This is a genomic window from Sorangium sp. So ce185, from assembly GCF_051526825.1.
Taxonomy (GTDB): Bacteria; Myxococcota_A; Polyangia; order Polyangiales; family Polyangiaceae; genus Sorangium; species Sorangium cellulosum_D.
Genome location: NZ_CP150316.1, coordinates 1,252,365 through 1,276,595 on the forward strand (window position 1 = coordinate 1,252,365; position 24,231 = coordinate 1,276,595).

The window sequence follows — 24,231 nt, forward strand, 5'->3', positions numbered from 1 at the left end:
CGGCGCTGTCCCCTCACGGGGACGGCCGTGCTGCCTCGGTTCAGCCGCCGCCGGCGCGCCGCACGGCGACGCCGACGCCGGCGGTGCTCCAGCAGTTGCTCACATTCCAGGAGATGGTGGTGTTGGAGTTGGCCACGAGGTAGCCGGCCAGCGCGACCATGGTCGCCGGCGAGGTCTGGCGCAGGTTCATCGTCGATGTGGCCGAGGTGGGGCTGATGGTGGGGCTGGCGTTGGCGTTGCGCGCCGCCATCAACGTGTACACGAACGAGTTGGTCGCGCTGAAGTTGGTGGTGACCCCTCGGGCCGTGCCGTTGCAGTCCGTCGCGTTGTTGAGGAGGCCAGTCGAGGTGGTGCTCGCGAACGGGTTCGATTGATGCACGCCCTTCAGCTCCACCACGTTGGCGAAGGACACGCCCCAGCTGGCCGAGTTCGCCATCTGCACCACCACGGGCCTGGTGCCGGTGGTGGCCGGCAGCTGGCTGTCGAGGAGGTAGTAGATGCGCGCCGCGGCGTTGCTCTCGGTCGTCACCCCGTTGAAGAGCGTCATCGGCGTGCCGTCGTAGGTGACGCTCACCGGCACGAGCGCGTTCTCGGAGGCGACGACCCCGACCAGGACCATGCGATCGTTGCCCGACGGCGACTGCAGCGTGTGGCTCACGTTGATGATGGGCGTCGCCATCCCGCTGACGCCCACGCTGCCGGTGCGCGAGTTGACGACGACGATGTCCGGCGTGACGACGCAGCTGCCGTTCGAGCAGATGGGCCTCGCTCCCGAGCACACGTGGCCGCAGTCGCCGCAGTTGCTGGAGGTGCCGAGCTGGGTGGTGCAGCCGTCGCTCGGGTCGCCGCACGCCTTCCAGCCCGCGTTGCAGGTGGGCACGCAGGTGCCGGCGGTGCAGGCGACGGCGCTCGCGTGCGCGTTGCTGCACACGTCACCGCAATCGGCGCAGTTGCTGACCGTGCCGAGCTGGGTGGTGCAGCCGGCCTCCGGGTTCCCGCACGCCTTCCAGCCCGCGCTGCAGGTGGGCACGCAGGCGCCGGCCGTGCAGGTGGTGGCGCTCGCGTGCGCCGTAAGGCACCGGGTGTCGCAACCGCCGCAAGAGTTGATGTCGCTGGCGGTGTCCTTCTCGCAGCCGTTCATGCCGTTGCCGTCGCAGTTGCGCCACGCGCCGCTGCACACCGGCTGGCACTGGCCGCCGCTGCAGCCGTTGCTGGTCACGTGCGCGCCGGAGGCGGTGCTGCACACCTGGTTGCAGTCGCCGCAGTGGCTCGGGTTCGTGGCGGTGTCCGTCTCGCACCCGTTGTTCGCGTTGCCGTCGCAGCTCTCGTAGGCTCCGGCGCACACGGGGTTGCAGCCCGACGAGCTGCACGTGTTGCTGACGACGTGGGCGCTCGACCCGCTCTGGCAAACGAGGTTGCAGCCGAGGCAGTTGCTCTCGTCGTTGTACAGATCGATGTTGCAGCCGTTCTTCGGTACCCCGCAGTCGTCGTACTGCGCGGTCGTGCACACCGGGTTGCAGGTGCCGTCGAGGCACTGGTTGCTGGTGGTGTGGATGGTGTTGCACTGGGTGCTGCAGTCGCCGCAGTGCCCCTCGTCGGTCCTGATGTTGGCCTCGCAGCCGTCGCTCAGCGAGCTGTTGCAGTTGGCGTAGTCCGCCTTGCAGCCGACGAAGGCGCAGGCGCCGCTCTGGCACGTCGCGGTGGCGTTCGCGTAGATGGTGTTGCAGTCGACGCCGCCGGCGGCCGCGCAGGCGCCGCAGTGGGTCTGGTTGGAGTTGACGTTCGTCTCGCAGCCGTTGTCCGGGTCGCCGTCGCAGTCGCCCATCCCGCTGTTGCAGGTCCTCACCTTGCATTCGCCGCCCTCGCACTTGGGGGCGCCGCCGGCGATGGTGCAGGTCTCGCCGCAGCCGCCGCAGTGGCTGAGGCTCGTGTCCGTGTTGGTCTCGCACCCGTTCTCGTAGATGCCGTCGCAGTCGGCGAAGCCCGGCGCGCAGGTGCCGACGGCGCAGCCGGTGGCCGTGCACTTGCCGGTGCCGTTGGCGACCGTGCACAGGCTGCCGCACGTGACGCAGTTCTCCGGATCGGCGGCCAGGTTCACCTCGCAGCTGTCTTCGGGGTCGCCGTTGCAGTCGCCCCTGCCGGCCGGGCAAACCGTCTCTCCGCACTCCCCGTCGCGGCACCAGGGCCTGCCGCCCGCCGTGGGCTTGCACTCGACGCCGCACCCGCCGCAGTTCAACACGTCGCGGTTGGTCCCAATCTCGCAGCCGTCGCCGACCAGGCCGTTGCAGTCGGTGTAGCCCTCGTCGCACTCGATCTTGCACTCCGACGCCTCGCAATACGCGTCGCCGTACACGGCCGGGCACAGCTCGTCGCACCCGCCGCAATGGCTCGAGTCGATCGCGGTGTTCACCTCACAACCGTTCTCGGGGTCGCCGTCGCAGTCGGCGTACGGCGCTTCGCATTCCTTGACCTTGCAGGCGCCGCCCTGGCATTCGGCGGTCGCGCGCGGCAGCGCGCACTTCTGGCCGCAGTCGCCGCAGTTGTTCGCGTCGCTGCGCAGGTTCACCTCGCACTCGCCCTCGACCTGGCGATCGCAGTTGGCGTAGCCATCCGGGCAGGTGGGGCCGCACACCCCGTCGATGCAATCGCTGCTGAGGCAGTCCCTGCTCGAGCGGCAATTCTTTCGGTCCTCGCAGCCCCCGCAGTCGGCGCCGCAGTCCACGTCGCTCTCGGTGCCGTTGGGCACGCCGTCGGTGCAGGTCGGCGCGACGCACAGGCCCTCCTGGCACACGCGGCTCTCGCAGTCGCTGCCCTGGTTGCAGTCCTGGCCGGTCGCGCACTTCCTGTCGCAGCTGCCGCCGCAATCGATGTCCGACTCCGAGCCGTCGCGGGCGTCGTTCATGCAACCCGCTTCCTGGCAAATGCCGTCGATGCACTCGCCCTCGGCGCAGTCGCGGCTCGCGGCGCAGCCGGCGCCGAGCGGGCACGGATCGCACTCGCCGCCGCAGTCCAGGCCCGTCTCGCCGTCGGACTGCGTGCCATCGGTACAGTGCGGCGGGGGGGCGGCGCCGCCTGCCGGCGGGAACTCGAAGTCCGGCACGCTGCACGAAACGGCGGAGATCCCCGCCGTCAGCGCGGCGGCCGAGAACGCGCGGAGCAGCGCGAAGCAACGTAGAAAGCTCGGGGTCGACATCCACCGGCCAAAGTACCATCCTCTGGCGGATTTCGCGGCCACAAATCGAGACAGCGCCAGGATCCTCGCCGAGCTCTGCCGGCGCGCTCGCACCTCCGACGACGACGCGGCGCGGCGTCGCGCGCCGCGAAGGCCGCGCCGCCACGTTGACAGGAGCGGAGACGGCAAGCCACTATGGTAAGCCTCGCATGAGGCATCTTCTACGAATGTTCCGCGTCGCAGCGGTGAGGAATTTTCTACGAATGTTCCGCGTCGCAGCGGTGAGGAATTTTCCACGAATGTTCCGCGTCGCGGCGGTGCTGCTGCTGCTCGAGGCGCCCGCGCTCGCGCAGGACGACGACGCGCTCAAGCGAGCTCGCGCGCAGTTCCAGCAGGCGACCGAGCTCGAGCAGGCTGGCAACTGGGCCGCGGCCCTGCAGCAGTTCCGCGAGGTCGGCCAGGTGCGGATGACGCCGCAGGTGCGCTTCCACATCGCGGTGTGCGAGGAGAACCTGGGGCGGCTCGTGGCCGCGCTCGGCGGCTACGAGCTGGCGCTCGCCGAGGCCGACGCCGTGGGGCCCGATTTCCGGGGCGAGGTCGAGCAGTCGATCGGCCGGCTGCGCGCCCGGATCCCGAAGCTCGTCATCGTGCGCGGCAAGGGGGCGGCCTCCGCGGCCATGGCGCTCGACGGCATCGCCCTCGGCGGCGCGTCGATCGGCGCCGAGGTGCCGCTCGATCCCGGGCCTCACGCGCTCACCGCCAAGGCGCCCAATCACAAGCCGTTTCAAAAGACGGTGGAGCTGAAGGAGGGGGGAGTGACGCGCGTCGAGGTGACGCTCGAAGCGTTGCCGCAAGAGCTGCTGATCCGGGCGGGCGCCTTGCCGGACAAGCCGCCGTCCAAGGTGGTGCCGTTCGTCGTCGGGGGCGTCGGCGCGGCGAGCCTGATCGGCTCCGGGGTGCTGTTCGTGCTCCGCCAGGGAGCGCTCACGGATCTGGAGGACGCCTGCGGTCCGGGCGGCAAGTCGTGCCCGCCCTCCATGCAGTCGCGTTACGACGACCTCAAGTTCTATCACTACGGCGCGCAGGTGGCGCTCGGCGTCGGCGTCGCCGCGGTCGGCACGGCGACCGCGATCTTGCTCCTCCAGAAGAAGCCCAAAGAGCCCGCGAAGACCTCGCTCGCGCTCGCGCCCGTCGCGGGCGCATCCGAGATAGGCGCGAGTCTCTCGGGCGCGTTCTGAGCGTCAGAACCCCGGATCGTGCTTCCACGACTTGGGCGGTGCGGACGTCGGCGTCGGGCTCGCCGGCTTGACCTGCTCGGCGGGCTTGTCCCGACGGCGGGGCGCTGGGCTCCCGGGTGACGCCGGGCGCGGCGCCGGCGCTGCGCTGGCCGACGCGGAGGCAGAGGGCGCGCCCGCGGGCGCGCCGAGCTCGGTCGCAGGGGGCGCCTCCGCCTGAGGAGGCGCGGGCGACGACGCCTCCTCCTTGGGGAGCGCCGGCGCAGGGGCGGCGGTCGCGGCGATGGCCGGAGAAGGGGCTGGTGGGTCGTCGCTCCGGAGCGTCAGCACGGCGAACGCGACGGCGGCGAAGAGACAGAGGATCGCGATGGCGATCGGCGCGCGGCTGTTGGAGCGCGCGAACGGGGGGATGTCGTCGTCGAGCGCGCCCCTTCCGGCCTGGCCCGGGGCCGCGCGGCGGATGTCGACGGGGTTGAAGGCGCTCACCACCGAGTGGCTCATGCCGGTCACGTCGGAGATGCCGAGGTTGCCGCTCGGCGGATTGCGGTCGGCGCGTTCCAGCGCTTCGGCGAGGGCCGCGCGCGTTTGCTGGTGCTCCTCCTCGAACAGCTCGCGGATGAAGGCGGCGACGTCGTCCTCGGTGGCGCGCTGGTTGGGCGGCAGCGCGTTGTCGAGCGCGCGCAGCAGCTCGTTGGCGGTGGCGTAGCGCCGATCGCGCTCTTTTTCGAGCGCGCGCATCAGCACGGCCTCGAGCGACGGCGGGTAGCTCGGCAGGAACGTGCGCGGCTCCACCACCGGGTCCGGCGACGAGATGGCGAACAGCGTCGCGCCCTCGGATTCCCTGCGGAACGGGTGTTTGCCGGTGGTGAGCGCGTAGAGCACGATGCCCATCGCGAACACGTCCACGCGCCGGTCGATCGGGTCGCCGCGCACCTGCTCCGGCGCCGTGTAGCTCACCTTGCCCTTGAGCTGGCCGGCCTTCGTGGTGCTGTCGTTGAACGCGGTGGCCTTGGCGACGCCGAAGTCCACCACCTTGGCCATGCCGTTGTACGTGACCAGGATGTTCTGCGGGGAGATGTCGCGGTGCACCAGGCCGACGAGCTTGCCGCCGTTGTCCTTGAGCTCGTGCGCGGCGTGCAGGCCGGCGCAGGCCTGCGCCACGATGCGCACGGCGATCGGGATCGGCACGCCGCTCCGCCGCTTCGCGACCTTCATCACCTGGCTGAGCGGAACGCCGTCGATCCACTCCATCGCCAGGAACAGCACGCCGTCCTGCTCGCCGAGATCGAGGATCTCGACGGCGTGCGGGTGGCGGATCTGGGACGCGAGCGACGCCTCCAGGAGGAACATGCGCTCGAACTGGTCGTCCTCGGACAGCTTCGGCAGCATCGTCTTGACGGCGACGATCTTCTGGAAGCCGCGCGTCCCCTTCAGCCGCGCCGCCCACACCATGGCCATGCCGCCCGCTGCGATCGGCAGCAGCAGCTCGTAACGACCCAACACGGACCCAGGCCCGAGCTCGGCCGCGTTGGTCGCTAAGACGTTCGGCGCAGGATTCACGCTACTCGCAAGGTTAACTACGGCCCCTCACTGTACGAGTGGGCGGCGAAACCAAGCAAGGGCATAGCGCAAGAAACACGACGGAGACAGGCCGCAATTGTCGTACCAACACCCCCACTCACTTACATTTTACATCCGCCGGCAGCCGATGGGGCCGCTTCGCAGGTGAATTGCCGCTCCCGCAGGCCGTGGCGTGAAGGGGGCCCGTCTGGACCATGAATTGATTGTAGATAGAGCGTTGTTTTCCCGGAGAGCTGGATCGCAGAGAGGTTGTTGATACGGCGCCACTTTTCCACGAAAGAGGTGGATCGCGGAAGGTGCCTTATGTCCACCAGCGCATGCAGCGCGACTGGACGGTGGGTGGGACGGCCGCGACGAGGAGCTTGACTTTCGGATCGCGTTTGGACTTCTCACCCCCCGGGCGCCCGCCCTGTCTCGCCTCTGTGCCGGCACGGCTCCTCAGGCGCGGGACCCCAGAGTCTCCCTGGCCGCGGCCTCAGGTCAGGATCTCGACAACCCCGTCCGTTCCATTCACGCGGATGCGTTGCCCGTCCCGGATCAACTTGGTCGCATTTTCCACGCTGACGACGGCCGGCAAGCCGTATTCCCGGGCGATCACCGCGCCATGGGTCATCATGCCCCCCACCTCGGTCACCAGGCCCTTGACGGACACGAACAAGGGCGTCCAGCTCGGGTCGGTGAAGGCGGTGACAAGGATGTCCCCCGCCTCCAGATCCGCATGGGCCATGTCCAGGAGGACGCGGGCGCGTCCCTCGACGACGCCGGAGGAGACCGGTAGGCCGACGAGGGCGCCGGCGGGGAGATCGGCTCGCTTGTACGCACCCGACACGATTTCCCCGTCGGACGTCATGACGCGCGGGGGCGTCATCTTCTTGTGGAGCTCGTGCTCGGCCTTCCGTCGGCTGACGAGCTGGTCGTCCAGCCGATGCGTGCGCACGACCTCGCGGAGCTCGTCGAACGTCAGATAGTAGATGTCTTCGAGGTCGTGGATCACGTCGGCCTGCACGAGCCGCTCGGCCTCTTGCAGCAAGGCCTGCTTGTAAACGAAGTAGCGGCTCACGATGGCGTACTTCGGATACTCGCGATACCCAAGGAAATTCCGGAGCCGGTTGATCATCCGCTGGGCTTCGCTGGCCTTCTGCTCCCCATCCGGCAGCTGCCTCAACCGGTCGAGCAGCTCCTGCGCTCGCTGCAAGGCCTCCTGCCGCCCCTGCTCGAACCTCCGCTTGCCGGCATGAGGCTCGAAGTTCTTGATGTTGCTCAGGATCAAGGGGACCAGGGTCGTCGGCGCCTCGCTCCAGCGGGCCCTCGTGATGTCGATTTCCCCGGCACATCGCATGCCGTATTTCTGAAGGTACGCCAGGATGGCGTCCCGGGCCTGCTGCCCACCGTCGAGCTCGGCCAGCTCCTCCAGGAAGCCATCGTGCTTCACGTCCTGCAGATAAGCGACCACGTCCGGATAAGGACGGATCACGTCGGCGACGTCCAGGAGCTCCAGGCCCATCTCCGACGTGACGTTGTTCGACACGGACTGGGAGAGCGTGTCCGCGGCGTTCCTCTCGCCGAGCCACTCCATCATCTTGTCGTTGAGCCACCATGAAGCGTTCATGGCCGCCATGATCGCGCCCATGTTCTGTGGACCGAACATGGACTTCTTCATTCGCTGGACGTCCTCCAGGATGAAGTCGAACAACGCCGTTCCGGTCTTGCCTCGGATGTCGCGCTTCAGCTCCTCGAGCCCGGCCTGGGCCCGCTCGATCAGCGCGGTGACGATCGCCGGGTCGTCTTCGACCTGCGCGTCGAAGCGCGAGGGCGCCGCCCCTTGCTCGCCCTGGCCGGGACGCGAGGCCGCCGGATCGACGGGCGAGGGCTCGATGAAGTCTCCCCGCGCGATGATGGTCGAGAGGGCGTCCTTGATGAGCGGATCGGAGCGCCCCACGAGTTTCAGGAGGGCGTCCCGGCTGGCCGGTGAGGCCAGCTGCTTCGTGGGATCGACGAACAGCCTGCCGCCCGCCGCGACCATGTGGCCAGCCGCGGCCAGCTGGAAGAACGACAGCCCGAGGGGCTTCATGGGGTCGGTCATCATCTGTTGATGGCCGACCGAGATGTAGACGCGGTTGCCTCGATCCCCTGCCTCGGGGATGGGATACAGGGTCGTGATCGGCCGGCTCTGGACGACGTGGAGCTCATCGCCGACCAGGCACCACTCGATGTCCTGGGGGTGGCCGAAATGCCCTTCGATCTGCCGGCCCACGCGCTCGAGCCGCAGGATCTGCGCGTCCGTCAGCACCTGCCCGCCCTGCCGCTCGGGCTCGATCGCCCGCTCTTCGGTGCCGCCCTCCTCCAGGGCGCGCGTGGCCAGCGTCTTCTTGGCGATCGCCTTCTCGACGATCTGGCCGTTCCGCACCTTGTAGCGATCGGCGCTCGCCAGGCCGGAGACCAGGGCCTCCCCCAAGCCGAAGCCGGCCTCGATCGACGACACCTTCCGGTTCGACGTGACGGGATCGGCCGTGAACAAGATCCCGGCCGCCTGCGCGAAGACCATCTTCTGCACCACCACCGCCATGTGGACCTTGCGGTGGTCGAAGCCGTGCTGGACGCGGTAGGTCACCGCCCGCTCGGTGAAGAGCGATGCCCAGCACCGGCGGACGTGCTGCAGGACCGCCTGCGTCCCGATGACGTTCAGGTACGTATCCTGCTGGCCCGCGAAGGAGGCCCCCGGCAAATCCTCCGCCGTCGCGCTGGACCGTACCGCGTAGGCGTCGCCCGCGCCGAGCCTGGAGAGAGCCTGGGTGAGCGCCTCTTGCAGGTCCTCGGGGATGGCCGTCCCCTCGATGATCCGGCGCAGCTCGCCGCTGAGCTCGCGGATCCCGTCCCGGTCTCCCACCTCGAGCGACGACAGCCGATCGAGCAACCCGGCGATCGACGGCGCTCCTCCCATGATCCGCTGGAAGGCTCCGGTGGTGACGCAAAAGCCAGCGGGCACGCGGATCCCCTCGATCCTGGAGACCTCCCCCAGGTTCGCGCCCTTCCCGCCGACCAGCTTGGCCTTCGTTCGATCGACCTCCTGGAGATCGAGCACATAGGTCCGCATCCGTTCACCTCCATCCGACGTTGGCAGCTCGTTCGCTGCGATGGATCGTCACGCCCCCCCGTCGAAGCGCGCCACTATAACGACCGACGGAGAGGGCCGCCAGGGACGCGGGGAAGATCGAGCGCGACTTGGGTGGCCCAGCGGACGGCGATCGCGGGGCTGCTCGCGGCGCGAAGCATGGCCTATTCTTGGTGGCTTCTGCTCACCCTCCTCGTCGCCGTCGGCCTGAGCTGAACCAGGAGCCCCCCTCGATGCGCATCGCGATCCTCTCGACGTACACGCACCCGAGCCGCCTGCACCGCAAGGAGCGCTCGATCATGCAGTCCTCCGTGCCCGAGCTCATCGCCGCCCTGTGCCCGCCGGACGCGGAGATCGAGCTCTACAACGAGAAGGAGACGGACATCCCCCTCGATCGCCCCTGGGACCTCGTGTTCTTCTCGTACCTGCACGCCTATTACGAGCACACCAAGGTGCTCTCCGCGCTGCTCCGGCGGCGCGGCGTCACCACGGTGGCCGGCGGCCGGCACGCGAGCCATTTCCGCGCGGACGCGCTCCAGCACTTCGACGCGGTGATCGCGGGCGACCCGGAGTCGAACGTCCCGGCCCTCGTCGTCGACTTCCAGCGGCGCGAGCTCCAGCCCGTCTACGCGCTCCCGCCGGTGCCCCCGGAGCAGATCCCCACCTACCGCTACGATCTGATCGATTACCGGAACAACCTCGTTCGCCTGCCGGGCATCGAGGCGTCGCGCGGCTGCCCCTTCTCCTGCAACTTCTGCGTGCTCACGGGGCACGAGCAGTACCGCTATCGCCCGATCGACCACGTGATCCGGGACATCCGCGACCGGATGATCTTGAACCGGCGCATTCCGGGGGTGACCGGCGACACGTTCAGCTTCCTCGACAACAACCTGGGCGGCTCTCCCCGCTACCTGCGGGAGCTCTGCGAGGCGCTGATGCCGCTCAAGAAGATCTGGGGCTGCGCGCTCACCTTCAACGTGCTGCGCGACCCGGAGCTGGTGCGCCTCATGGGGCGCGCGGGGTGCCGCTACGTCTACACCGGGCTGGAGTCGCTGAACCCCGAGTCGATCAGCGCGATGAACAAGGGGCAGAACAAGCTGAGCGAGGTCCGCGAGGTCCTGAAGCGGGCCTCGGCGAGCGGGATCGTGCTCTCGTTCGGGCTCCTCGTGGGCGCGGACGGGGACACCAACGAGTACCTGGAGCGGCTGCCCGCGTACCTGCACGACCTCGGGGATCAGTGCCCGACGTTCCTGGGGATCGTCTGCCCGTACCCGGAGACGCCGTTCTTCGCGCAGGTGGCGGCCGAGGGGCGGCTCCTGCCCGGGGTGACCAGCCGGGACCTCGACGGGTACACCCTGTGTCACCGGCCGGACCGGCTGCACCCCTCCGAGGCGATCGAGCACTTCCAGCGCCTGAGCCGCACCCTGGGGGGCCTGACCAGCGTGGGCCGCCACCTGTGGAGCCGGCTGATGACGAGCGATCTGCCCCGCTACAAGACGTGCGTTCTGATGTCGGCGCCCGAGGTGATGAGCCTGCGCGCGCCGCTCGCCAACCCCGCGCGCAGCTACATCGCCGGGCGCGATCCGATCGAGGCGTGGGACGCGGCGAGGATGCGGGAGCTCGGGCTCGAGCCGCAGCGCATCGACGCCGCGTCCTGCCGGGCGGATCCGCGGGGGCTCGCCCGGATCCGGCCGCGGCGGGGGAGCGGCCCGGCGGCGGTCGCGCGGGGAGGGGAGCCGTCGTGAGGGGCCGCGCGAGCGGCGCGGCGATCGCCTACTTCGCCCTGGTCCACGCGCTGGCCGTCGTCGGGCTGCTCCTGCCGATCCGGGCGAGCTACGTCGCCCTCGCGGCCGGGCTGTACACCGCGCTCCACCTGTCCACCATCGTCGGCCTGCACCGGCTGCTCTCGCACCGCGCGTTCCGCTGCCCGCGGTGGGTCGAGTACGCGCTCGTGTCGGCGGCGATGATCAGCGGCCAGGGCAGCCCGATCGCGTGGGTGGCGACGCACCGGCGGCACCACGCGCACACCGATCGCGAGGGCGACGTCCACTCGCCGCGGCGAGGCCTCTGGTACGCGCACCTCGGGTGGATCGTCGACGACGGCTCGACCGATCCCCGCGATCCGGAGCGGTACTGCCGCGATCTGGCCGGCGATCCCTACTACCGGTGGCTCCTCCGGTGGCGGTTCGCGCCGCAGGCGGCGGCGGTGCTGCTCGCGGGGCTCGCGCTGGGCTGGGGCGCGGTGCCGTTCGTGTTCTTCCTGCCGCTCGTGTGCTGGATGCACGCGACCTACCTGGTGAACTCGGTCTGCCACGCGCCCCGCTTCGGCCGCCGCGCGTTCGAGACCCGCGACGGGAGCCGCAACGTGGGCTGGGTGGCGGTCCTGACCTTCGGCGAGGGCTGGCACAACAACCACCACGCCTTCCCGCGCGCCGCGCGCTACGGGATGGCGCCGGGGCAGCACGACCTCGCGTTCCTGTTCATCCGCGCGCTCGCGGCGCTGGGGCTCGCGTCGGACATCCAGCCCGGGCCGGAGGGGCGCGAGGGCGCGCGGGCCCGGGCGGCGGGGGGCGGATAGGCCCGAGCGCCGAGCGCCGGCCGCCGATCCCGCGGCTCGGCGCGCGGGAGCGACAGCGCGGCGGACCCGCCATCGGGTGGTGCTCAAATTTGCGCGGAGAGAGCTCCCATGAAGGCGGGAAGGCAGGAAGATCATTGATCTTTTCTTCCCGCCTCCCCGCCTTCATGTTCAATTTTGAGCACTGCCCGCCATCGCGCGCGGGTGGCCGCGGAGCGGAGCGGACCGCCGCTGGGCTCAGTCCCGGGGGCGACGCCGCGGGGGCGCCATGCCCCCCGCGCGGTCCCGGGCCGCGGCCGCGCGGCCCGGCGGCTTTGCCTCGTCGGGCGCGTTGGCCCGCGCCCGGGCGCCAGCCGCGCTGCCCCGCGGCCTGTCCTCGTCGGCCGCGCTGCCCCGCGGCCCGCCCTCGTCGGCCGCGCCGCTCCGCGCCCGCGCCCGGGCGCCGGCCGCGCTGCTCCGGGGCCTGTCCTCGTCGGCCGCGCCGCCGCGCGCGCCGGCCTCGTCGCGCTCGTCGCTCCGGGCGTCGCCGGGAGCGTCGTGGTGGTCGCGGCGGACCTGCACCTTGCGCCCCTTCAGCCGGGTGGCGCGCAGCGCCTCGATGACGCTGTCTGCCGCGCCGGCCGGCACCTCGACCACCGAGAAGCCGTCCGCGATCTGGATGGCCCCGATGTCGCGAGAGCTCAGCGACGCCTCGTTCGCGATCGCGCCGACCAGATCGGCCGGCCGGATGCCCGCGACGCGCCCCGCGCCGATGTAGAGCCGCGCGACGGTGCCGTCGGCCTCCCGCTCCTCGCGCCCCCCGCGCCGCGGCCACCCCGGCGCCTCCCCCGGCCGCCCCGGCGCCTCCCCCGGCCGGCCGCGCGCCCCCGGCGGGCCGCGCCGCGGGCGCTCCGGCGCGGGCGGCGGCGGCCGGAACGACGGGATCTCCGCCGCCTCCTCCTCCCGATCCCCCTCCGTCGCGCGGTGCGCGAGCTGCACCGCCGCCGCGGCGATGTCCATGACGTCGAACTCGTCGGCGAGCCCCTCGACAACGACCCGGAACCGCTCGGCGCCGCCCTGGAGCAGCGCCTCCCGGAGCGACGCCCGCGTCAGCTCGAGGCGACGGGCGCGCAGATCGGCCACCGTCGGCAGGGTGGCGGCCTCGATGCGCTGGCCCGTGAGCCGCTCGACGTTGCGGAGCAGGTAGTGCTCGCGCGGCTCGATCAGCGTGATCGCCGCCCCCTCCCGGCCGGCGCGCCCCGTGCGGCCGATGCGGTGGACGTACACCTCGGCGGCGCAGGGGACGTCGTAGTTGATGACGTGCGACACGTGCTCGATGTCGAGCCCCCGCGCCGCCACGTCGGTCGCGACGAGCAGGTCGGCCGCGCCGGCGCGGAAGCGCGCCATCACGCGATCCCGGTGCTCCTGCGAGAAGCCGCCGTGGAGCGCCTGGGCCTCGTAGCCGCGGGCGCGCAGCGCCTCGGTCAGCTCGTCCACCTCGTTGCGCGTACGGCAGAAGAGGATCGCCGACGACGGGTCCTCCATGTCGAGCACCCGCGTCAGGGCCGCGGGCTTGTGCGCCCGCGGCACGATGTACGCCGTCTGGCGCACGCGCGGGAGCTCCCCCGGCGCCGCCTTCTCGACCGCGATCTTGACCCGCACCGGCTCGCGCAGGTGCCGGCCGGCGATCGCGGCGATCCGCGCGGGCAGCGTCGCCGAGAAGAGCACCGTCTGCCGCTCGCCCGGCGTGGCCGCGAGGATCTCCTCCAGCGCCTCGGCGAACCCCATGTCGAGCATCTCGTCCGCCTCGTCGAGCACGACGGTGCGGATGCCGTCGAGGGCGAGCGTGCCGCGGCCGATGTGGTCGAGCGCCCGGCCCGGCGTCGCCACGACGACATGGACCCCGCGCCGCAGCGCGCGCAGCTGCTGCCCGAACGGCTGGCCGCCGTAGACCGACAGCACCTGCACGCCCAGCCGGCGGCCGTAGCGGTGCATCGCCTCGGCCACCTGCATGGCGAGCTCGCGCGTCGGCACGAGCACGAGGGCCACGGGGCGGCCGGGCGGCGCGCTGCCGATCTCCAGCCGCTGGAGCAGCGGCAGCGCGAACGCGGCCGTCTTCCCGGTGCCGGTGGCGGCCTGCCCGAGCAGGTCGCGCCCGCCGAGGAGGTGCGGGATCGCCTCGCGCTGGATCGGGGTGGGCTCTTCGTAGCCGAGCTCGGCGAGCTCGCCGAGGAGGGCAGGCCCGATGCCGAGCGCGGCGAAGCTGGCGGACGAGGTGGTCGGTTCCACGGCGGCTCCGCGTCTCATGGCCTCGCGCCGGCGTCATGGCAAGCCGGCAGGGGCGCGGCGCGCGCGCCCGCGTCCCGGTCAGCCGAGCCTCGCGGCGAGGGCGCGGTACCGCTCGGACAGGCGCGCGGCGTCCACCCGGCCGAGGAGCGCGCGCGCGGCCTCCTCGGCGCGGGGGCTGCCCTGGGGCGCGCGGCTCATCGCCTCGAGGTGGAGCTCGAGCGCGCGCCTCTGCTCCGCGAGCGCCTGCGCGGCCCGGCCCCGGAGCTCGAGGATCTCGGCCTGCTCCGCGCAGAGCGCCGCGTACGCGCCGATCTTCTCGGGGTCGCCGAGCAGCGTGGCTGCGCCCGCGGCGTCGACCCGGTCGAGCATGTCCTGCATCGGGCCGAAGAGGCCGTCCGCGGTGGTGCGGACGAGCAGCTCCGCCTCGTCGAGCTGGCCGGCGCGCCGGAGCCCGGCGATCCGGCCGATGGCCTCGGCGAGCTGCTCGATCATGCGGAGGAGGTAATCGCGCTGCCTGAGCGACATGGGGTCTCCTGAACGATCCTGGTCACGCGCCCTTCCTGTGAAACTCCACGAAGAACCTGACAGGACCGTCCGGCTCGACGTGGTGCAGCACCTCCGGCGCGACGATCCCGGGGGTCTCCGGGGTCAAGAGGAGCTCTCGCCCCGCGGGCCCCTCGATGCGGTAGCGGAGCTGCCCCGAGACCACGTGGATCACCCCCCACACGCCGGGCTTCGTCGCATGGTTCTTCCGGAGCCCGCCGGGGATCGTGCCCTCGTCGAACTCCGCGGTCCGCTTGTACGCGCAGAGCCCGCCCGGCATGTCGAGCCGATCGCAGCGCGCGCAATCGAGCTCGGTGCCGAGCATCGAGGCGCGGCCCTCGGCGGTGAGCACCCACGGGCGCAGGAGGAAAGGGGGCTTGTGCCGGACGTGCTGACCGTGACCGCAGCTCAGCTCGGCCACCCAGTCGCCCGCGTCGTCCTTGTGGTAGCCCGTGATCGGTCGGAGCATCCCGGCTTCTCCCCCCGAAGGCTGGCTGCATGCCAGCGCGGGAGAAGGAAGAGCAGAGCGATTCGAGGACGTCAAGCGAGGCTCGCGGCGCTAGCTGGCAGGGACGCAATCCTCCGCCGCCAGGTGCTTCTTCGTGGGTCGAAGGGGCATAGTGGCCCACTCGTACGCCGCACCACGACGCCGCTGGGCGCCGCGGTATCGACGGCCGGGGGCACGATCCGGCCGTCGCGCGGGCCGTCCCACCGCTGAGACCGCGTGATACGCTCGGCTCATGCGCACACGCATTTCTTTCGCGCTCCTCGCCGCGTCGCTCGCGGCCTGCGTTCCTCCCCAGGCGACCGCGGAGTCGCCCGATCCCTTCGCGACGGCCGAGCGCGAGATCGCGCCGTGGACCGAGCCCGCGCCCGAGATCGCGGAGAGCCCGGTGGGGCCCGAGACGCCGGAGCAGCGGGTCGCGCGGTTGCTCGTCAAGGCGACCCTCGTGGACGGCCACAGCAGCGTGCCCTCGCCGCTCCTCGGCGGCGCGCCCCGCCGGGCGAGCCCGGACCACGAGGCGACGGCCGAGGAGCTCGCCAGGATGAAGGCGTCAGGCGTCGCCGGCGCGTTCTTCTCGATCCATGTCGGCGTGTCCTCGGCGCAGGCCGCGTTCGGCGCCGGCGCCGCGCGCCGCGCGCTCGATCTCATCGACGCGACCCACCGGCAGATCGAGCGCCACCGCGACGCGCTTATGCTCGCGCGGAGCGCGCGGGACGTGCGCCGCGCCAAGCGCGAGGGCAAGATCGCCGCGTTCCTCAGCGTCGACGGCGGGCACGCGATCGAGAACTCCCTGCCGGCGCTGCGCTCGCTCTACCGGCTCGGCGTCCGCAGCATGGCGCTCACGCACACCACCACGAACAGCTGGGCGGACTCCGCGGGAGGGCCCCTCGAGCCCGGGCTCGCCCGCCACCGCGGCCTCTCCTCCTTCGGCGAGACCGTGGTCCGCGAGATGCAACGGATCGGTATGCTTGTCGACCTCTCGCACGCGTCGGACGACACGTTCCAGGACGTCATGAAGGTGGCCAAGGCGCCGGTCATCACCTCGTCCACGATGCCCGCCGCCGGCCATCTCCGGCGCAACCTCGACGACTACATGCTGCGCGCCGTCGCGGAGAACGGCGGCGTCGTCCTGGTGAACGCCTGGGCGCTCTTCCTCGACGCGACCTACGCGGAGCAGTCCGAGCGCTTCGTGCAGAAGCACGGGGCGCACCTCAAGGAGCTCGGCGAGCGGCTCCAGGGCGACGCGCAGGCGCTCCGCGAGGAGCTCGAGAAGCTCAAGGCCCAGGAAGCGCCGATGACGCCGCCGCCGCCCTCGTGGATCGCGGACCATATCGATTACCTGGTGAAGATCGCGGGGATCGATCACGTCGCCGTCGGCTCGGTCTTCGGCGAGGGCGAGGCGCTCCAGGCGGGGAGCGCCGGCGCCGACGGGCTCACGGGCGTCACGCTGGAGCTCCTCCGCCGCGGCTACTCGGAGGGGGACATCCTCAGCCTGCTGGGCGGGAACTTCGTGCGGGCGCTCGAGCAAGCCGAGGCCTACGCGGCCGCCACGGCGACCACGCTGTCCGGGCACGGCAGCACGCGGCAGCTCACCGCGGCCGAGCTGCGCGAGCTGCAGCTGCTGGACGCGCCGCCGCCGCCCCCGTCGTCGCGGGAGCCGCAGTGGTGGCTGGCTCCGCCGCCCGCGCCGGCCCCGCGGCCCGCGAAGGGCGCGGCGCCGCCGCCCCCGCCGCCGGATCTCGCGCCGTCGCGGTAGCGTCTCGCGGCGGGCCCCCGGTCTGCGCCCGCTCTCCGAGCCCACCTGGCTGCGGGGCGCCCGTTACACGCCCTCGGCATTCAGGATGTTCTCGGGGATCGCCTGCAAATCGGCGAGCAGCACTGCCGCGAACGCAAGTTTCTGCTTTACTTTCACGCTCGGCACGTGCGTCGGATTGAAGCAAGCTCGAGTGACCCTGGGGATCACGTCGTAATCGAGGAGCCAGAGCTCGAGGGCGGCTTCGTCCAGGAGCGCGGACTCTGTCTTGTCGGACACCAGATACGAGTCCTTGATCAGCCCGTCGATGCGCCTCGTTCCGATGGACATGAAAGGGTACGAGAGGAGCAGTCGAACGGAGTCCGGGTACTCGGCGCTTTGCTTGAGCTTGATCTTCCGGCGATCCTTCAGCGAGATGTCCCAGCAGAAGGTCTTTACGCCCATGTAGGCGGCGATGTCCAGCGAGCCGCTCATCCCTCCGACAATGCCGACCACCTCGTCGCAATCGGCGATGAGGCTCCAGAGATAGGCGGTCTGCCGCATGTCCACCTCCGTGGGCATGCCCGAGCCGAGATCCGCGTCCGAGTACACGTCCAGCGTATTCACGGTGACCCCCAGGAGCTCATTCCACTGCGCCGGAGGCTTCCCGGCGCAGACCAGGGTCCAGCCGTGCCGCCTCGCGAGCCGCTGGAGCTGTCGATAGATCCCTTCGGTGACGTCGTGCTCCGGGTGGTAGCCGCCGAGCCGCATGTTCAGGAGCAGGCACTTGCCGCCTCCTCGCAGCGCATCGACCTTGCGCGCGATCTCCTGTCGCTTCCTGTACGAGAGCCCGCGGGTGAAGTGATCGCGCAGGTCGGCGCGGACCTTGTCGATCCCATACATCTCGACCGCGCGCATCAGCACCGAGGTGGCCGAGAACGTCATCCCGCAGATCGGCGCACCGTCGGCGATCTCCTTGACGATCTCCCGGCCCATCGAGAAGAGCTGTGGGCCCTTCCGGGGGTTGTAGTCGAAGAACTTCACGAAGATCCTGTCGTCGATGTCGGGGAGCTCGCAGTCCACGTAGAAGTCGAGGAACTGATTGGACTTCGCGATGTGCTTCGTCTTCTGGACAGCCTTGTTCTTTTTGTTGAGCACCTTTTGGAGCTGGGCGACGATCTCGTTCGCCGTCTGCGCGAACGCGTCAAAAGCGTCGGTGAGCGACTTGATCCGGGCGGCCAGGATCTCTGGCCCTCGGAAGTATTTGTGCAAGGCGTCGCGCACGGCCGAAAAGAGCCTCCTTTGAATGGATCGTGCGAGGTTCTGGCTCAAGAGCCTCCAGGGGATGTGGTTCACGAAGAGGAGCGCGTCGTCCGCGAGCGCCTCGCAGCCCTCCTTGGATAATACCTCTGGCTCGCCGTGCTGCTGCTCCGACTCCGACCGTGTCGCGTAGAGGGGCCCGCCGTTCAGCGTCTTGATGAGGTCCCAGACGGGGGCCTGCGCCGAATTTCTCAAGATGCTGACGAGGTTGTCGAACGCGAACTCGCCTGGGCCCAGCTGCCCGCGGACCTCCTGGATGTCCTGCTCGATGCGCTGCGTGGCCACCGTGAGCTTAATGGTCAACGGACCCGGCTTCGGCTGCGGGAGCGGTAGCCCGTCGTCCTCGAAGTTGAGGTAGCTGGCGAGCGTCATCGTGTGATCCGGCTGGAGGTTGAGGGAGAACGTTTTGGTCTGGCCGGGCTGGAGCGCCCCGACGCTGGCGGCATGGAAGAACTCGATCACGTGGCCCCTATCGAGCGCGACCTGCCACGCCGTCATCCAGAGCTCGAGGTTCCCGGCGAAATAGAACACCTGAGGTAGCTGGCTCTCCTGGGTCACGGTCTTGGTCATGCCGAGCGAGGAGCGCAGCTGGACCTCCCAGGCATCGGCGCCGACGGCGATGGCATCGACCCGGAGCGCCCACGCCAGGATGGGAGGGCGCGGCACGACCAGCCGCAGCTCCGGATCGTAGAGCAGCGCGGCGGCGACGTGCCACGCGTCGCCCGAGTAAGTGCCCGGCTGGCAGAGGTACCGCTCAGAGACGTTGATCCCGTTGCGGTTGTCCGTCGAGCTGCTCCCGGAGGGCGCGTCGAGCGCCATGTCCACCTCGTCTTCGAAGGGCTCTCCGCTCGGATAGGGCTCCTCTGGCACAAGCGCCGGCGCGAGGGCGATGCCGCTGCAATTCAGCAGGGTAAGATCGAATCTGAGCTCGATCCCGTACTCGACCGTCACGGTCAGCGAGCAGGTCTGGATCTCCCGCAGCGGGCCGCGCGCGGACCCGCGCAGGCCGTCCGGGAAAGCGGGCAGCTTCGTTTTGACGTCGTAGAACACGAAGTTTACGTCGAATCGCACCTCAGCGTTCTCGTCGCCGTCGAGGACGAACACCGTCCGCTCGGTGAGCACCTTGCCTGAGTTCGGGATGTAGCTGACCGCGATCTGTGAGGACTCGCGCTGCTCGCACTCGACCTTGACGGTGACGCTGAACATCTCGGCATTGATGCTGTTCGAACGATAGACGAGGCGGATCACCTTCCTCATGGCCCGGGCTCCTCGTCCGGCGACGGGCTTGGCGCGGCCTCTCCCGTGCCCTGCTCGTCGTCCGGGGCGGCCTGGTTCGAGGGGAACACCTCTTTGTCATCGTGGATCGCGCGGAGGCGAGCGCGCGTGGCGTCGTCGATCTCGCCGGTGGGCGGCAGGCCGCAGCGCGCCTGAAAGGCGGCGACGGCGGAGCGCAGGCGCCGGCTGCTCGCGCCGTCGCAGGGCCCGCGGAAAAATCCCAGGTTCCTCAGCCGATTCTGGACCCCGAGCAGCTCCCCGGCGGGAACAAGGGAGCCGAAGCGGATCGTCACCGGCCGCTCGTCCTCCAGGAAGAGCTGGCCTCTCTCGGCCCCGGGCGACACATAGACCTCCAGGAAGCCGTCCCCGTCGGTGGTGCCCTTGAGCTCGCTCCCGTCCACCACGAGCCGGTACGAGAGCCCCCTCCTGGGCTCTTCGTTCTTGAAGACCTGGAGGCGAAACTTCGCGGGCACCCCCTTCAGCCGGAATCGGTGCCGTGCGCCCGTTGGAACGGCGACATCCTTCGGCGTCTTGTCGGGGATCCACAGCTCGTCGCCGGGCAAGAGGATGTTGCCGTCTCGCCGGAGCCTCTTCAGCTCGGCGTTCCGGGGGTGATCCCAGATCGTCTCCGGCGCGAAGCCATAGCGCTGCGCCAGCTTCGAGAGCCCCTCGCCCTTTTGTACGATGTGCTTCGCGGCCAATGTTACCCTCCCGCCGAGCACGATACACGACGCCCTCCGCCCCGTCACGGAGGGGCCGACGCGCGCCTTTCCGGTGGAGGTAGGGGCAGGCGCCCTGCGGCTGATCGGCTCGATGGAAGATCCAGCCAGGCAGGGCCTCGCTGCCGATGTTCAGCTCGTGCCGCGCGAGCCCGGCCGGGTCGCCGCCGCTCTTCAGGTAGTCCTGCTCCAGCATCAGGTGATCGCGATGCTCCGCGGCCGCGTGGCGGATGAAGCGCGAGCGCAGCTCGGCGAACTCGTGGCCGATGTTGGAGGCCTGCGCCGCGCGGCGGCGCCTCGGGCCATCCGAACGGCCTGGGGCCATCTCAAATCGTCCGCACGGACGTCTCGTAGCTGAGCCGGGGGCCGCGCGGGTAGAGCCCTTCCGGTCTGCCATGGCCGACCATGCAGATGAAGTTCGATCGCAGCGAGGTGTCCTTGAAGAAGGCCTCGTCGACGAGCGCGTTGTCGAACCCCGAGAGCGGACCGACGTCGAACCCGAGCGCTCGCGCGGCCAGCATGAGGTAAGCGCCTTGCAGCGAGCTGTTCCGGAAAGCCGTCTCGTAGCTCAGCTGGAGGTTCGACGTGAAGTACGGCTTGACGTCGAACGCGGGCCACAGCTCGTCGAGCCGCTCGTAAAACCTCTCATCGTAGGCGATGACGATCGTCGCGGGGGCGCGCTCGACCTGGCGCCTGTTCGACTCCATCAGCGCGGGGTAGAGCTTCTCCTTCGCCTCCTTCGAGCGGATGTTGAGGAAGCGGGCCGGCATCGAGTTCACCGACGTCGGTCCCCATTTGAACAGCTCGTAAATGGCCTTCAGGTCGTCGTCGGTCACGTCCTGCTCGGTCCAGTCGTGATACGAGCGTGCCTCGGTGAAGATCTGTCTCAGGGCCTCGGGCGGCAAGATCTTTGTCATGTGTCGTCTCCCGTCGGCCCCATTGTTCGTCGCGACGGGCGGTTTGACTACGCCGGATAATCCGGATAGTCTGTCCGGGGATACGGATAATGAGCTGGGACCTGAATGCCACGAGGATCTTCGTCGAGGTCGTCGCCGCGGGCTCCTTCACGGAGGCCGCGAAGCGCCTGGAGATGCCCTCGTCGACGGTGAGCGACCGGGTCGCCGCCCTGGAGAAGGCCCTCGGCGTGAGCCTGCTCACGCGGACGACGCGGAGCCTGCGGCTGACCGACGCGGGCGAGGAGTACTTCAACAAGAGCGCGCCGGCGGTCCGTCAGCTCGTCGACGCGTTCGATGAGACCTCCGGGGCGCAGGCGCAGCCGAGCGGGACGTTGCGCCTCGCCTGTCCGGCGGAGTTCGCGCCGCTTCAGATCGCCGAGGCGGTGGCCCAGTACCGGAGGAGATTTCCGCAGATGAGCGTCGAGATCATGTTCTCGAACGAGCTCGCGCACCTCCATCGCGACCGGATCGACGTCGCGATCCGCGGAGGCCACCTGAAGGACTCGAGCCTCAAGGCGAAGAGGCTGGGCGTCGGCCGTATGATCCTGGCGGCGAGCCCGAAATACCTGCGGCGGTCCGCCCGGATCACCGGTCCAGCGGACCTGCGCGCGCACGCGTGCCTGGGCTTCCTCGGCCCGGACAAGGCCGGCTCCGAAGCCGTCTGGAACCTGCAGACGGCCTCGGGCCTGAAGGCAAAAATAAAAGCGAGGATCACCACGAGCGCGAACTCGTTCGCGGCGCTCGAAGAGCTGATGAAGGCCCATGAAGGGATCGGCTTCGTCCCCGAGAGCATCATCCGGGGATCCCTCGGCCGCGGAGAGATCGCCCAGGTCCTCCCGGAGTGGTCGAGCGGCCCCATCCCGGTGCACCTCGTCTTCCCGGCGCATCGAACCCAGCTCCCCAAGGTCCGGGAGATCGTCCCACTCTTGACGGAGAAGCTACGGCCTCTCCTTTCGAGCGAACCGTAGGCTCGGGGCTCGTCACCGGCTTCCTCTTCGACAGCAGGACCCACGACGATCAAATTCCGCCTGAGATATCGCTCACGGTCACGAGAGAGGTGATCCCTTCGATGGTCAACCCCGGCGGCGTCCGGCACATCACCCCGAACTGTAGCTCTTTGCCGATGAGCTCCGTGCCGGCCTGGTGCAACTTACGAACGCCGGCGATCTTCGAGAGTGCGCCGGTGTCTTGCATGACCCCATCCCTGTCGTACCACATGAGCCGGCAGCTCGGGCAAGTCGCGCCGCCCACGCAGGAGTTCAAGTTCGAGCTACTTGTGTTGTAGAGATCCGAGTAGTAGACCGTCGTGTCTGTGACGCTGCGATTGTGCTCCCGACTGTCGTCCGAGGGTGGAGCGATCGGGCAGAAGATGTCGACGGGAGAGCTCCCGAGGTTCGTGGCCCCAGACCCGTTCCGATAGACGCTCGCGACCGTACCTTCCGTGCCCGCCGCCGAACATTCGATGCCGCTCGTCTGAACGTAGTTCCAGCCGCTGGTCGATATGGTGGTGTCGTCCTCTGGATCGCCGCTTCCGTGAGTGCAGTCACCCGTGAGCTGGCAGAGCTTGGCCTTGTAACCGAGGATCGCCGTTTGTCCGGGCACCAAGCACACGAACTCCAGGCTCTTCACGACGGTATCCTCATGGGCCTCCAGCGTGGTGCCGTTGCCCGTACCGCCCGCCCACTGGCCACCGCCGCTCGTCGACCCCGCCAGGTCGAGCCGATCGACGCCGGAGCCGCCGGTGTCCGAGACCGAGGCGGTGTAGAAAAGCGCGTTATCGGAGGCGCGCATCGCGGCATAGCAGCTCACGGTCCGCGTCCCCGCTCCTCTGCGATCGAAGTAGACGATCGCCGAGAGCGCGTCCGCCCAGCGCTTGGCGTTGAACGCCGGCGTCCCGTTCGAGCCCCAGCGGCCCGACACGGCGAGCGGGCAGACGACGCTGCGCTCCGAGGTGCCGGAGTTGTAGAGCGCGCCGCTCGAATCCATCCGATCGGTGGCGAGCGGGTACGCGAATGTACACTCTGCCCCCCCGTCCTTCATCAGCCAGGCTTTGTGCGTCGCGAGCGCCGAATGGCTCAACGAGAGAGCTGCGGCGACGAGCGCCACGATTGTGATCTTCTTCATGCCGTTCACCTGTCAATTCGAAGAGACCGTTGCTTCGTAGGAGTGGATGCTGGAGTTGGCTGGCATGGTGCAGGCCAGACCCCACTGAACCGAGGTCTGCGACGTGAAAGGGTTGCTCCAGGTGAGGGTGCTGATTCCACCGGGAGGACTCGTGTAGGACCCCGCCGGCGTGCTGGTGCAGCCCCCGGCGGTGGAGCACGCGTAGCGGGAGGTGCCCCAAACGATGCTGCCGCCGATCGATTGCGCGAACGGTGTGCAGCGCACCGACTCTCCCGTATTATCGTCCTCGACGTCGGCCTTCAACGCGGTCGCGGTCACTTCGGTCGCCAGGCTTGATGAGAGCGAATCCCCGTAGTAGGCGGTCGCGCGCCTCGTGATCGGGCAAACGACAAATATGGGCGCAGAAACGTTCCCTTTGACCGAGGTCTCCTGCACCGAGTGCGTCAGGTCGTCTTGCTCGTCACCGAACGCGGCGCGGCAGCGGGTGCCGCTCATGTTGACGTGGTTCGGACCTCGAGTGTAAACGTATTGCGCGTGCGCCCCGACCGTGACCAGGCCGATCGCGCAGAATGCCAGCGCCCCTATTCGTACCTTGTATCCCATACCGTCCTCCTCTGTTCTCCGTTCACTTCGACGTCGAGCCGATCAAGGCTCCACGCCGCGCCGCGGCAGCGCAGCCCTCATCGGCCAGCGCCGCGCTCCACGAGCTCGTCGAGGTTGTCCCGAGGCAGCTCCTCCGGAAGCACGGGGCTGTCCGGCGGCGGCGCGTCGAGGATCCAGGTGACCTCCACCCGATCGCCGTCGCGCTCGATCAAGCCGCTGCGCATCTTGCCAGCTTGCCAGCCGTGGAACTCGCGGGTCCGGGTGATGACCTCGGTGGCCTCCTCCGCTTTCGCCGCGGACGCGTGGACGACCGTCACGGAGCAGCCTTTCGCGTAGCACTCCAGCGGCTCGAACGCCCCCGCGGCCCCCAGCTGCGCGAGCTTGCTCGTCCACGCGCCGACGACGGCCGACGCAGGCGCGAACAAGCGGTGGTCCGGGCCCGAAGCCCGCAGCTCACGCAAGACACGATCTCGATGCTCGCGCGGCGATGGCTCCCTGGGCGGCGCGGCGG

At 69.8% G+C, this 24,231-nt stretch carries 17 protein-coding genes; 5 read left to right on the plus strand and 12 right to left on the minus strand.

Annotated features, from left to right (window positions below; translation table 11 throughout):
• Positions 1-40: 40 nt before the first annotated feature.
• On the minus strand, positions 41-3,193 hold the full coding sequence (locus tag WMF26_RS04740) for a hypothetical protein (RefSeq protein ID WP_437999309.1): 3,153 nt from the start codon (positions 3,191-3,193) through the stop codon (positions 41-43).
• 278 nt (positions 3,194-3,471) lie between these two features.
• Between WMF26_RS04740 and WMF26_RS04745 the strand changes: the two genes are divergently transcribed.
• Positions 3,472-4,410 carry a PEGA domain-containing protein gene (locus WMF26_RS04745; protein ID WP_437999310.1) on the plus strand — a complete coding sequence of 313 codons (939 nt, stop codon included), beginning with the start codon at positions 3,472-3,474 and terminating at the stop codon, positions 4,408-4,410.
• Positions 4,411-4,413: 3 nt separating this feature from the next.
• Here WMF26_RS04745 and WMF26_RS04750 read toward each other — a convergent pair whose 3' ends face one another.
• Both WMF26_RS04750 and rph read right to left on the minus strand, forming a co-directional pair.
• Positions 4,414-5,967 carry a serine/threonine-protein kinase gene (locus WMF26_RS04750; RefSeq protein WP_437999311.1) on the minus strand — a complete coding sequence of 518 codons (1,554 nt, stop codon included), beginning with the start codon at positions 5,965-5,967 and terminating at the stop codon, positions 4,414-4,416.
• 496 nt (positions 5,968-6,463) lie between these two features.
• Positions 6,464-9,082 carry a rifamycin-inactivating phosphotransferase gene (rph, locus tag WMF26_RS04755; protein WP_437999312.1) on the minus strand — a complete coding sequence of 873 codons (2,619 nt, stop codon included), beginning with the start codon at positions 9,080-9,082 and terminating at the stop codon, positions 6,464-6,466.
• 251 nt (positions 9,083-9,333) lie between these two features.
• Here rph and WMF26_RS04760 point away from each other — a divergent pair, with 251 nt between their 5' ends.
• On the plus strand, positions 9,334-10,845 hold the full coding sequence (locus tag WMF26_RS04760) for a B12-binding domain-containing radical SAM protein (RefSeq protein ID WP_437999313.1): 1,512 nt from the start codon (positions 9,334-9,336) through the stop codon (positions 10,843-10,845).
• Positions 10,842-11,678: an acyl-CoA desaturase gene (locus WMF26_RS04765; protein WP_437999314.1), complete on the plus strand. Its 837-nt coding sequence runs from the start codon at positions 10,842-10,844 to the stop codon at positions 11,676-11,678. The genes WMF26_RS04760 and WMF26_RS04765 overlap by 4 nt, the downstream gene beginning before the upstream one ends.
• A 234-nt stretch (positions 11,679-11,912) precedes the next feature.
• Here the strand turns inward: WMF26_RS04765 and WMF26_RS04770 are convergent, their stop codons facing one another.
• The 3 genes from WMF26_RS04770 to WMF26_RS04780 are packed head-to-tail and all read right to left on the minus strand — an operon-like array spanning position 11,913 to position 14,955.
• Positions 11,913-13,961, minus strand: coding sequence for a DEAD/DEAH box helicase (locus WMF26_RS04770; RefSeq protein ID WP_437999315.1), 2,049 nt, complete (start codon positions 13,959-13,961; stop codon positions 11,913-11,915).
• 60 nt (positions 13,962-14,021) lie between these two features.
• Positions 14,022-14,468 carry a hypothetical protein gene (locus tag WMF26_RS04775; RefSeq protein WP_437999316.1) on the minus strand — a complete coding sequence of 149 codons (447 nt, stop codon included), beginning with the start codon at positions 14,466-14,468 and terminating at the stop codon, positions 14,022-14,024.
• Between the two features lie 22 nt (positions 14,469-14,490).
• On the minus strand, positions 14,491-14,955 hold the full coding sequence (locus WMF26_RS04780; RefSeq protein ID WP_437999317.1) for a DUF3565 domain-containing protein: 465 nt from the start codon (positions 14,953-14,955) through the stop codon (positions 14,491-14,493).
• A 271-nt stretch (positions 14,956-15,226) separates the two neighbouring features.
• Here WMF26_RS04780 and WMF26_RS04785 point away from each other — a divergent pair, with 271 nt between their 5' ends.
• Positions 15,227-16,747 carry a dipeptidase gene (locus WMF26_RS04785; RefSeq protein ID WP_437999318.1) on the plus strand — a complete coding sequence of 507 codons (1,521 nt, stop codon included), beginning with the start codon at positions 15,227-15,229 and terminating at the stop codon, positions 16,745-16,747.
• 63 nt (positions 16,748-16,810) lie between these two features.
• Here WMF26_RS04785 and WMF26_RS04790 read toward each other — a convergent pair whose 3' ends face one another.
• The 3 genes from WMF26_RS04790 to WMF26_RS04800 form a co-directional block, all read right to left on the minus strand.
• Complete coding sequence (locus WMF26_RS04790) at positions 16,811-19,300, minus strand: hypothetical protein (protein ID WP_437999319.1); 2,490 nt, start codon at positions 19,298-19,300, stop codon at positions 16,811-16,813.
• On the minus strand, positions 19,297-20,019 hold the full coding sequence (locus WMF26_RS04795; RefSeq protein ID WP_437999320.1) for a peptidoglycan-binding protein: 723 nt from the start codon (positions 20,017-20,019) through the stop codon (positions 19,297-19,299). Before WMF26_RS04795 ends, WMF26_RS04790 begins: the two co-directional genes overlap by 4 nt.
• A gap of 344 nt (positions 20,020-20,363) precedes the next feature.
• Positions 20,364-20,954, minus strand: coding sequence for a malonic semialdehyde reductase (locus WMF26_RS04800; protein WP_437999321.1), 591 nt, complete (start codon positions 20,952-20,954; stop codon positions 20,364-20,366).
• An 89-nt stretch (positions 20,955-21,043) separates the two neighbouring features.
• Between WMF26_RS04800 and WMF26_RS04805 the strand changes: the two genes are divergently transcribed.
• The gene (locus WMF26_RS04805) at positions 21,044-21,961 is read left to right on the plus strand and encodes a LysR family transcriptional regulator (RefSeq protein ID WP_437999322.1); all 918 of its coding nucleotides are present in this window, start codon (positions 21,044-21,046) and stop codon (positions 21,959-21,961) included.
• A gap of 49 nt (positions 21,962-22,010) precedes the next feature.
• Here the strand turns inward: WMF26_RS04805 and WMF26_RS04810 are convergent, their stop codons facing one another.
• From WMF26_RS04810 to WMF26_RS04820, 3 genes are all read right to left on the minus strand, one after another.
• Positions 22,011-23,126: a hypothetical protein gene (locus WMF26_RS04810; RefSeq protein ID WP_437999323.1), complete on the minus strand. Its 1,116-nt coding sequence runs from the start codon at positions 23,124-23,126 to the stop codon at positions 22,011-22,013.
• Positions 23,127-23,129: 3 nt separating this feature from the next.
• Positions 23,130-23,720: a hypothetical protein gene (locus WMF26_RS04815; protein WP_437999324.1), complete on the minus strand. Its 591-nt coding sequence runs from the start codon at positions 23,718-23,720 to the stop codon at positions 23,130-23,132.
• 77 nt (positions 23,721-23,797) lie between these two features.
• Complete coding sequence (locus WMF26_RS04820) at positions 23,798-24,181, minus strand: hypothetical protein (RefSeq protein ID WP_437999325.1); 384 nt, start codon at positions 24,179-24,181, stop codon at positions 23,798-23,800.
• Positions 24,182-24,231 lie beyond the last annotated feature (50 nt).

What these genes read in the sequence shown, in the direction of transcription:
- WMF26_RS04740 (WP_437999309.1), bottom strand. Translation starts at nt 3,193, where the DNA reads ATGTCGACCCCGAGCTTTCTACGTTGCTTCGCGCTGCTCCGCGCGTTC.
- WMF26_RS04745 (WP_437999310.1), top strand. Translation starts at nt 3,472, where the DNA reads ATGTTCCGCGTCGCGGCGGTGCTGCTGCTGCTCGAGGCGCCCGCGCTC.
- rph (WP_437999312.1), bottom strand. Translation starts at nt 9,082, where the DNA reads ATGCGGACCTATGTGCTCGATCTCCAGGAGGTCGATCGAACGAAGGCC.
- WMF26_RS04760 (WP_437999313.1), top strand. Translation starts at nt 9,334, where the DNA reads ATGCGCATCGCGATCCTCTCGACGTACACGCACCCGAGCCGCCTGCAC.
- WMF26_RS04770 (WP_437999315.1), bottom strand. Translation starts at nt 13,961, where the DNA reads ATGAGACGCGGAGCCGCCGTGGAACCGACCACCTCGTCCGCCAGCTTC.
- WMF26_RS04775 (WP_437999316.1), bottom strand. Translation starts at nt 14,468, where the DNA reads ATGTCGCTCAGGCAGCGCGATTACCTCCTCCGCATGATCGAGCAGCTC.
- WMF26_RS04780 (WP_437999317.1), bottom strand. Translation starts at nt 14,955, where the DNA reads ATGCTCCGACCGATCACGGGCTACCACAAGGACGACGCGGGCGACTGG.
- WMF26_RS04785 (WP_437999318.1), top strand. Translation starts at nt 15,227, where the DNA reads ATGCGCACACGCATTTCTTTCGCGCTCCTCGCCGCGTCGCTCGCGGCC.
- WMF26_RS04790 (WP_437999319.1), bottom strand. Translation starts at nt 19,300, where the DNA reads ATGAGGAAGGTGATCCGCCTCGTCTATCGTTCGAACAGCATCAATGCC.
- WMF26_RS04800 (WP_437999321.1), bottom strand. Translation starts at nt 20,954, where the DNA reads ATGACAAAGATCTTGCCGCCCGAGGCCCTGAGACAGATCTTCACCGAG.
- WMF26_RS04805 (WP_437999322.1), top strand. Translation starts at nt 21,044, where the DNA reads ATGAGCTGGGACCTGAATGCCACGAGGATCTTCGTCGAGGTCGTCGCC.
- WMF26_RS04815 (WP_437999324.1), bottom strand. Translation starts at nt 23,720, where the DNA reads ATGGGATACAAGGTACGAATAGGGGCGCTGGCATTCTGCGCGATCGGC.